We start from the raw sequence: 10186 nt of genomic DNA on the forward strand, positions 1-10186 counted from the left end.
AAACAACAATAACAGACGTAAGTAAGACTTTCCAATTCCTTATCAGCTATGTATCTTTGCCACTTAATTAAACCTGGTTATGAGTCAAAAAGTACGAGTTCGATTTGCACCTAGTCCAACAGGGCCTTTACATATAGGAGGTCTTCGTACCGCCTTATTCAACTATTTAATTGCCAAAAAAAATGGGGGTGATTTTGTACTTCGTATTGAGGATACGGACCAAAATCGGTTTGTTGAGGGAGCGGAAGAATATATTATCGAGGCATTGAACTGGTGTGGGATTCCTTTTGATGAAGGACCAGGAAAAGAAGGAGAATTTGGACCTTATAAACAAAGTAAGCGCAAAGATCTTTATAAATCTTATGCCGAAGACCTAATAAAAAAGGGTAAGGCTTACTATGCCTTTGACACCCCAGAATCTCTGGATAAACATCGAAAGGAACATGAGGCAAACGGAAAAACATTTATCTACAATTGGCACAACAGAGAAAAATTAACCAATTCCCTAGCTCTTTCAGAAAACGAAGTTACTGCCAAAATAGCATCAGGAGAAGATTATGTAATCCGTTTTAAATCGCCTAAGGATGAAGAGTTACTACTCAACGATATTATACGTGGACAAATAAAAATAGACACCAATATTCTTGATGACAAAGTGTTGTTCAAGAGTGATGGAATGCCCACCTATCATTTGGCCAATATTGTTGATGACCATTTAATGCGGATCTCCCATGTTATCCGTGGAGAGGAATGGTTGCCTTCTTTGGCACTGCATACCTTATTGTACGAAGCTTTTGGATGGAATGCTCCGGAATTTGCACACCTGCCATTGATTATGAAGCCCGTTGGCAAGGGCAAACTAAGTAAACGTGATGGAGAAAAAGGAGGGTTCCCCGTTTTCCCACTCACGTGGAACCAATCCGAAGGGTATAGGGAATCCGGCTTTTTCCCAGAAGCAGTAGTTAACTTTTTGGCTTTACTTGGGTGGAACCCCGGCACAGAACAAGAAATATTTACTTTGGAAGAGCTTATTAACACCTTTACTTTAGAGCGTGTGAACAAGTCTGGGGCTCGTTTTGACCCAGAAAAAAACAATTGGTATAATCAGCAGTGGTTACAACTTAAAAGTAACGAGGAACTTGCTAAATTATACGCTTTAGAGCTTGAAAATAAAGGCATATTCGCGGAGCAAAATTATCTGCTTAAAGTTGTATCCTCAATTAAAGAACGCGCTTCCTTTGTAAAGGATTTTTGGGAGTTATCGGATTACTTTTTCAAGGCTCCAACCTCTTACAACGAAAAAGCCGTTAAAAAACAATGGAAAGAGGACACCCCGGAAATAATGAATCAGGTTGTAGCAGTTTTGGAATCCATACCTGATTTTGAATCAAGTAAAATAGAAGAAACCGTTAAGGCTTGGATCGGAGAAAAAGAACTTTCCTTTGGAAAAGTAATGCCCCCACTCCGTTTGGTCATAGTTGGTGACATGAAAGGGCCGCATTTATTCGATATTATGGATTTGATTGGAAAAGAGGAAAGTATCAACCGCATAAAAACTGCCGTTTCCGAGCTTTAGAAATTCATGGAAGTGTAACATTATTTGACGAATGGCTACTAATACTATAGCCAAGTTTCGTAATTTCCATTTCTAACATAAAATCTAAACACTATGGGCAACTATCTTTTAATACCAATTGCGTTTGTCGCTCTGGTCATTCTTTTCAAATTTTTCTTTATTGTTAAACAACAAACAGCCGTAGCGGTTGAACGCTTTGGCCGTTTCCACAGTATCCGTAATTCGGGCCTACAGATGAAAATTCCAATTGTGGACCGTATTGCTGGCCGACTTAGCCTTAAAATTCAACAATTGGATGTAATCGTGGAGACCAAAACTTTGGATGACGTTTTTGTAAAACTGAAGGTTTCCGTTCAATATGTTGTGATTAGAGAAAAGGTGTATGATGCCTTTTACAAACTGGAATACCCACACGATCAAATAACTTCTTATGTGTTTGATGTAGTCCGTGCGGAAGTGCCAAAAATGAAATTGGACGATGTTTTCGTTAAAAAAGATGATATCGCCATTGCGGTAAAAGCGGAATTACAAGATGCGATGTTGGATTATGGCTTTGATATTATAAAAACCTTGGTCACCGATATTGATCCGGATGCCCAGGTAAAAGCAGCCATGAACCGCATTAATGCATCCGAACGTGAAAAAATTGCAGCACAATTTGAAGGTGATGCCCAACGTATTCTTATTGTTGAAAAGGCAAAAGCAGAAGCAGAAAGCAAAAGATTGCAAGGCCAAGGTATTGCCGATCAGCGACGAGAGATCGCACGCGGACTTGAAGAATCGGTAGAAGTGTTGAACAAAGTGGGGATAAACTCGCAAGAAGCATCTGCTTTGATTGTGGTTACCCAACACTATGATACCTTACAAGCCATTGGAGAAGAAACAGATACCAATCTGATTCTATTGCCAAACTCACCACAAGCAGGTAGCGATATGCTCAACAATATGGTAGCTTCCTTTACTGCCAGTAACCAAATTGGAGAAGCTATGAAACGTAAACAGAACGAGAAAGGTTCTGATTCTTAATCTAAACTCAATTAAGATGAAAAGGCTCCCAATTGGGAGCCTTTTTAAATGTAACCAACTTTCTTTATTAGTCGAATTTCTCTAGCAATTTTTTGGCCACGAACGATATGGCCACTTTTTGTATTACAGGTGTTAATCCACCCAAAATATTTGCGGGGTAGAATTCCTTCTTTGTATTCTGAATGGCCAACTTTACCTTCTCTTCCTCAATTTGTCGTTGCAACTTGAGTACTTTAAGGTCGTGATCAATTTGTTCAAAAGATGTGTATTGTGTTTTAATCATAGCTCATCAAAATAAAATTTGGAAAACTTTTTTAAGAGTGGCTTTTCCAGTCTTTTTCTAAAAAGGTAAATTATTATACCAATTAGTACATAGAATACTCCTACGATTAAGAAGCCTTTGGCTGTGCTCTCAAGAAGGGTGCCTAACCAAAAAGCAGCACTCAAGGAAAGAAAAAGAAGGGCAATGGACACGATACCACCTATCAATAAGACTTTCGTGGCCATTGTGATTCCTTTCATCATGGAACGAAAACTTTGGAGCCTGTAAAAGTCAAGGCTATTCTTTACGTAGGCCTTTACTCCGTCTTCAACATGATTAATCTCTTCTTCTATATCTTCAAAAATCATCTATTACTTCTGTAGTTGTGCGTTCTTTTCTCTAAGGTCTTCCAATTTTCTTTCGAGAGCAACAATAATATCGTCGGCCTTGTAACTCATATTGGAAAGAGTGTCTTCCAATTTTTCTTCGAATTCAATTTTTTTGGCATCAGCAGTTTGAGTGAATTCTTCCTTGGCATTTGAAATGCTTTGTGCAATATCATCTTTTGCCTTTACAGCACTCTTTTTAATTTTTTTTCTAGTTTTCTTTCCCTTATCAGGAGCATACAAAATTCCGATCCCTGCTCCAACTACAGCTCCAGTTAACAATGCGGTTAATACGTTTCCAGTGTTATTTGACATAATATTGTAATTTTTAATTAAACTTCAGTTAAATCGATTCGAGTGCCTTTTCAACTTTCGAAAATCATGCTCACCCAACGATTTACTTCAAAACTACAATCCTAAATAGTCAGACATTGATCCAATTAGTGGAATCCTTGACGCAAAAGCTAATATTTTGAGAAATACTGCAAATAAAGCCCCTGAACAAGCTTAAAAGGAATACAACAACCCTTTTGTCAGCTTAATTTTAAAACAAAAGGAAAACGAGCCTAAAAGGCCCGTCTCTTATAAGATAATCCAATATGTTTTATTGAAGAAATAAGTAATATTTATATTAGCTTTTTTGTTCCAATTTGGCCCAAGTATCCCTTAATGTGACTGTTCGGTTAAAAACCAACTTTTCTGTTGTTGAGTCTTTATCAACATTAAAATATCCCATTCTTTGAAATTGTACTTGGTCCCCTATTTTGGAATCCTTTAAACTTGGTTCCAAATAACCGGTTACCTTTTCCAAAGAATCAGGATTGACAAAATCCAGGAAATCTTTATCCCTATGTCCGTCTGGTGTAGGATCGGAAAAAAGACGGTCGTACAATCTAACCTCTGCGGTAATGGCATGTGGTATGGACACCCAATGTAAAGTTCCTTTGACCTTTCTCAAACTTTCTTCTGTACCCGAACCACTTTTACTTTTTGGGTCGTATGTACATTGTACCTCCATAATATTACCTTCATCATCCTTGGTACAGCTTTCTGCTTTTATAATGTAGCCATTCTTTAGGCGAACCTCACCACCCAATTTCAGTCTGAAAAATTTTCGGTTGGCCTCTTCCCTAAAATCCTCCTGCTCAATGTACAATTCTCGCGAAAAAGGAATTTCCCGACTACCTGCGGATGGATCTTCTGGGTTGTTCTCCGCTTCAAGCCATTCCTCTTTTCCTTCTTCATAATTGGTTATAACCAACTTAAGTGGGTTAAGTACTCCCATTACACGAGGGGCGATCTTGTTCAAGTGCTCCCGAACATGGAAATCGAGGAGAGAAACGTCCACTACGTTTTCCCGTTTGGCAATACCGATGGTATCGGCAAAATTCCTAATGGACTCGGGAGTGAACCCTCTTCTTCGTAATCCAGATATCGTAGGCATTCGCGGGTCGTCCCAACCCGTAACGATTCCTTTTTCTACCAATTGCAGCAACTTACGTTTACTGACTACGGTATGGCTAAGGTTTCTACGAGCGAACTCGCGCTGTTTTGGACGTAATTTATCCGAGGATACCACTTGGTCCAAAAACCAGTCGTACAACTCCCTATGAGGTAAAAACTCCAATGTACACAAGGAGTGTGAGACTTGTTCTATATAGTCGCTCTCTCCGTGTGTCCAATCGTACATGGGATAAATACACCAATCGGTATTAGTTCGATGGTGAGCTTTGTGCAAAATGCGGTACATCACGGGGTCGCGCATCAACATATTTGAGGAGGCCATATCTATTTTAGCTCGTAAAACATGGGCTCCATCTGGATATTCCCCATTTTTCATGCCCTCAAAAAGTTTCAAATTTTCCTCAACGGACCTGTTTCTATAGGGACTATCCTTCCCTGGGTCGGTAGGGGTTCCCTTTTGGGACGCAATTTCTTCCGAGGATTGACTGTCCACATAAGCCTTTCCTTCCTTGATCAACTTCACGGCCCAATCATACAGTTGTTGAAAGTAATCGGATGCATAACACTCCGTATCCCACTCAAAACCAAGCCATGTAACGTCCTTTTTAATGGCCTCAACATACTCTTTCTCTTCCTTTGCGGGGTTAGTATCGTCAAAACGAAGATTCACGGGCGCATTATAGCGTAGGCCCAAACCAAAGTTTAGGCAAATGGAACTCGCATGCCCTATGTGCAGATACCCATTGGGCTCTGGAGGAAAACGAAATCTCAATTGTTCCCTGGAATAATCCTTGGATAGGTCTTCCTCAATAATGTGCTCGATAAAATTCAGCGATCTAGCTTCTTCTGCCATACCATAATTTTGATGCGCAAATGTAGTAAAATCAAACGTTCATCGCTATTTTTCCATCTTCTGTGTATACAAAGTAGGCCATTTCACAACACTTTTGGTATAGCCTACAACAATATCTTTCCATTCGACGAAATTAGAGACATATTTGTTATTGGAATACTATATGATAAAAAGACGCCTGAACACCGTCTTTTTGAATGAATTACACTTAAGGGGCACAAACTAACAGGGCTATTATGGCCCATAACCTCTTAAAAACTAACGGTGATGAAAAAAAGTAATTCAACGTATAGCATTCTAGTTCTGGCCTTGGCTTTTGTGCTATTGGGTACCTTCGCGTCTCAAGCGCAAGTTCTCAATAAGCCCGTGCCCGCGGACAACCCAAACCTTGCCGGAAACTCGGCATGGACCGCAGTTTGTGCGTCTGGGGGATTCAACGAATACTTTGTAAACTTTACATGGGATCCACCTATGGTGGAAAGCAACAATGAGTTTATTCTGGAACTATCTGATTCGGATGGTTACTTTGCCTCACCTACAGAACTCGCAAGGGTAGCGGATAAAAATCAGGTGTTTGATTTTGAATTCCAGTTTGCTCTTCCTACAGAAATGAGGGGAGATAACTTTAAAATGAGGGTCAGAAGTACAAATCCGGCCAAAACAAGCCCTGCTTCAGACGCATTTTCCATGTATTTTATCGATTACAATTCACCGCTATTGATAAGTGAAAACGGAAGTGGAAACATTCCATCCGGCGGTCTTATTCAATTATGTGGTGGTGGTTCGGTTACCCTTAAACCGCATAACATTCCAAATGCAGAAACCTATATCTACAACTGGTACCGCAGCGGTACGCTACTTGCCTCAAAATCAGAAAGTATCACCGTAACTGAGCCAGGCATGTACTATGTAGAGCTGGATTATGGAGATTGTTCAGGGTCCGCAAATACTTTATCCAACACCATAGAGATTTCGACCGGAACAAGTTCCGGATTGGCCATTAATGGTGCAAGCAATCTTGAGCTATGTCCGGGTGAAACCCAGGTCCTAGAGGCGAATATCACCGGTATGGGCCTAACATATACCTGGTATAAAGACGGGACCATTATCAGCGGCCCAACAGTTGAGGGCAGCACATACACCGTAAACTCAAATACCGCTGGATTTGAAGGTTCTTATCAAGTTGAAGTGGATGGTTCTGGTGTTTGTAAGGAATTGTCCGAGGCGGTTAGTATTACCAGCCCTGGTTCGTTTGAAATAAGTGTAAATAACGAGGAGAACATTGTACTCCTACCATCACAAACAAAGACTTTATCGGTTACCACAAATGCCAATACTCCTGTTTACCAGTGGTTTAAAGATGGTGCTGCAATAACCGATGTAACCAGTAACGCTTTAACTATTAACGAAGTAGGTGAATATTATGTGGAAGTTACAGATAATGGTGGTCCTTGTACCCCGGCACCTGTCGCTTCTACGACCACAACCGTTGTATCCCCAGATTCATTTGAATTTGTGATTGACTATGTGGGCACTTATGCTTCTTGTGAAAATATAGATGCAACTTTGAATCTTAGCGCGATAAATGCAGTAAGTGATAATGGTGCGACCACAGATGTAACCGCCGACCTTCAAAACTCTTTTGAATACCAATGGAGATTGAACGGTACAGATATATCGGGCGAAACATCGAAAACCATTACCATATCCAATCAAGATAATAATGGTGAGTATACCCTATTTGGTACCATCGATGCCTTTGAATCGATGTCCAACACGCTTCAAGTAACACTTAACAGCAACGAAACCCTTCAAATTACCACAAATGGTACTGTTCTATGTGAGGGAGGTAATGCTATAGTGTTGGAAACAACCACTGAACTATCCAATAAATCCTTTGAATGGAAGAAGGATGGAACAGTTATAAACACCTCATCTGAAAGCTTGACGGTTAATGAAACAGGTGTTTACCAACTGATTATAACCTCCAATGCATGTCCATTGGTATCCAACGAAATTACCATAAGTGCTTTTGATGAATCACTTTTGGTACTTGATAAATCCAAAGACCTCATCATTATTGAGGGAGAGACCCAAACTCTTACCGCAAGCGGTGCAGATTCTTATGAATGGTACGATGCAGGTAACAACCTAATTTCTTCTAGTAGTTCCTACGACTTTACAGAAGAGGGGGAGTACCTGTTGATCGCCACTTTTGGAACTTGTACAGTAAGCAAAGTAATCACCGTAACCTACCGGGATATGTTTGCCATACCTAATGTTATTACCGCTAATGGCGACGGTATTAACGATCTATGGGTATTGCCAAACACCTATTCCAGAGACCCAAATGTTCTTGTTACCATTTTTAATGAGCGAGGAGAACAAGTATTTAGCCAAGCCGGCTATGAAAACAACTGGCCACAATCCACCACATCCTTTAACAAACAAAGCATGATTTTCTATTACAAGATTACGCGTGGTGGTAAAAGCCTGAAACAAGGAACCATCACTGTTATTAAATAAGCAGCAATGCAGACCAAGAAACCTCTACTATTACTTGCCATATTATTACTTGCATTCTCCGGTATGAGAGCGCAAGAAGAAGAAGTCTATGTACCTTATAATGTACCTTCTCAGAACCTCTTGAAATTTAATAGGTTCTTACTGAACCCAACGTTTTCCACGGTTAGGGAAGATAAGTCATACATTAACCTTTTTCATAGAAACCAGTCGGTATCTTTTGATGACAACAACCAGGTATACTTCTTGAGCTATAGTGGTAGAGTAAGTGATAGAAGCGGAGTTGGTCTAAGTTTATTTACCAATCGTGAAGGCTTGTTCAACAATTTTGGTGTGCATGCCAACTACGCCTATGGTGTTCGTCTGAGCCCAAAAAGCACATTCACCTTTGGTGCCAACGTCAGCTACTATCAGAGTGCATTTAATCAAGATAGGGTAAACTCGGTTGAAGTAGATCCGTTCCTAAATACATTGGAAAGTAGTTCTTTGGTCAGTTTTCAGCCTGGATTCAACTTTTCAATTGGCAAATTTGACATAGGAGGATTCGCCGAAAACCTTTTTGATTACAACCTAAAGACCAGTGAATCTGTTACCGATTTTAATGAAAAAACATATTCCGGGCACCTACAATATACCCATCAGTTTGAAAACGGAACGGGTATCATGGAACAGGCTAGGTTAATGCCATTGGCAAGGGTTCGCAAAGTTGGTGAAGAAAACATTACCCTTGGTGGAAACCTGATACTCGACCTTCCAAAATTGGGTTGGGTACAAGCAGGTTACGATGATTTTTATGGTGCTTCTGCAGGTCTAGGTTTTAACCTGACCAAAAATATATCCCTCGGATATACCGTAGAGAAAGGTTTGTCCAACCAATTTGAGAATTTTGGGGTAACCCACGAAATCTCATTGGCATACTCCTTTACTCCAAATCTTACGGAAGACCGTGTAATGTTGGAAAAAGAGGGTGAAGAATTGGTCTCCAATGATGAGGATGTACCCCAGGATAGCTTGAACCTTACCGAAAAGGACCTGGAAATTGCTCAACTCAAAGACAAATTGGCCGAGAACGATGCCATTTTAGATGAATTGTTGATGCGTCAAGATTCCATCGAATCCACCCGTAAAAAAGACTTGGAAAGACGTTTTGAGACCGTGATGAAAATGGTACAACGTGAAACAAGAGGTCAAAACCCTGCACTGGAAGAAAAAGCAAAAGAAGTATACTTCGCCAACATGGACAGCGCGGACATTGTAACGCGCAAGTCCCAGCCCTTGGCCAACCACGGACTATCCAACAACACCTCGACAAAAAAGGTGATCAAGATCAACGAAACAAAGGCCAATACCAAGGCAACTTATGCCTCCAACTCAAAAGCCAAAAAAGATAATACATATAGAACCACTAAAAGCACTAGAGCAGCAGGTTTTAAGGCCCATTCTGTGCCCAACGTGGAAAGCGGACATTATTTAATTGCCAATGTGTTCCGTGATACCAACAACCTTACGGCCTTTATTGAAAAGCTAAGATCACAAGGTATTGAAGCGGATTATTTCCAAAACCCTAAAAACGGTCTAAACTACGTGTATATCGGCGACTTTAACAACAAAAAAGAAGCGCTGAATGCCTATAGAACCAAAATGAACGGGGCTTATCAAGGTGATGCCTGGGTAATGAACGTAAATGGGGGGGATTCCCAAATTGCAGGATATTCTGGAAATGTAAACAGACCGAATTCCAAGTATGGAAACAACCAGCTTTCCAAAAATGTAGCGGGCCTATCCAATCAAAAAGGCAACAAACATGTGGTACTTAGAACTCAAGCTGGTGACGGAATTGCGGAAGGATATTATATCATCGCCAACGTATTTGAAAATTCCGCAAGCGCCAAAGAGTTTGTTAAAGAACTCAACGCAAAAGGGTTACACGCCAGCTATTTTGTTAGTCCGGCAGATAAGAACAGGTATGTATACTTAAAAAAACATGAGACCTGGAACAATGCCCTAACCTCTTACTATACCAAACTAAACGCATCGTATGACGACGATATGTGGATCATGCGAATCAAACCAAACACAACTATTTAACCCCAAAC

8 protein-coding genes are annotated in these 10186 nt (G+C 40.4%); 4 read left to right on the forward strand and 4 right to left on the reverse strand.

The window, feature by feature from the left end:
• The first annotated feature begins 79 nt into the window (after window positions 1–79).
• Together gltX and PY091_RS06720 are read left to right on the forward strand one after the other, a co-directional pair.
• Window positions 80–1576 (forward strand): glutamate--tRNA ligase, encoded by a 1497-nt coding sequence (gene gltX / locus PY091_RS06715; RefSeq protein ID WP_275648939.1) that lies wholly within the window; start codon window positions 80–82, stop codon window positions 1574–1576.
• 93 nt (window positions 1577–1669) lie between these two features.
• Window positions 1670–2602, forward strand: a complete 933-nt coding sequence (locus tag PY091_RS06720) for an SPFH domain-containing protein (protein ID WP_275648940.1) — start codon at window positions 1670–1672, stop codon at window positions 2600–2602.
• A gap of 67 nt (window positions 2603–2669) precedes the next feature.
• Here the strand turns inward: PY091_RS06720 and PY091_RS06725 are convergent, their stop codons facing one another.
• From PY091_RS06725 to PY091_RS06740, 4 genes are all read right to left on the reverse strand, one after another.
• A complete protein-coding gene (locus PY091_RS06725; protein WP_275648941.1) occupies window positions 2670–2885 on the reverse strand; it encodes a DUF6327 family protein in 216 nt (71 codons plus the stop codon).
• Window positions 2882–3232, reverse strand: a complete 351-nt coding sequence (locus tag PY091_RS06730) for a hypothetical protein (protein WP_275648942.1) — start codon at window positions 3230–3232, stop codon at window positions 2882–2884. Before PY091_RS06730 ends, PY091_RS06725 begins: the two co-directional genes overlap by 4 nt.
• Before the next feature lie 3 nt (window positions 3233–3235).
• Window positions 3236–3565 carry a YtxH domain-containing protein gene (locus PY091_RS06735; protein WP_275648943.1) on the reverse strand — a complete coding sequence of 110 codons (330 nt, stop codon included), beginning with the start codon at window positions 3563–3565 and terminating at the stop codon, window positions 3236–3238.
• Window positions 3566–3881: 316 nt separating this feature from the next.
• A complete protein-coding gene (locus tag PY091_RS06740) occupies window positions 3882–5567 on the reverse strand; it encodes a glutamine--tRNA ligase/YqeY domain fusion protein (protein WP_275648944.1) in 1686 nt (561 codons plus the stop codon).
• Window positions 5568–5834: 267 nt separating this feature from the next.
• On the opposite strand from PY091_RS06740, the gene PY091_RS06745 reads away from it, so the two are divergent.
• Entirely contained in the window at window positions 5835–8093 is a 2259-nt protein-coding gene (locus PY091_RS06745) for a T9SS type B sorting domain-containing protein (protein WP_275648945.1), read from the forward strand.
• Window positions 8094–8099: 6 nt separating this feature from the next.
• Entirely contained in the window at window positions 8100–10178 is a 2079-nt protein-coding gene (locus tag PY091_RS06750; protein ID WP_275648946.1) for a PorP/SprF family type IX secretion system membrane protein, read from the forward strand.
• The last annotated feature ends 8 nt before the right edge of the window (window positions 10179–10186 follow it).

Origin of the sequence: Flagellimonas okinawensis (assembly GCF_029194005.1) — a bacterium.
Classification (GTDB): Bacteria; Bacteroidota; Bacteroidia; order Flavobacteriales; family Flavobacteriaceae; genus Flagellimonas; species Flagellimonas okinawensis.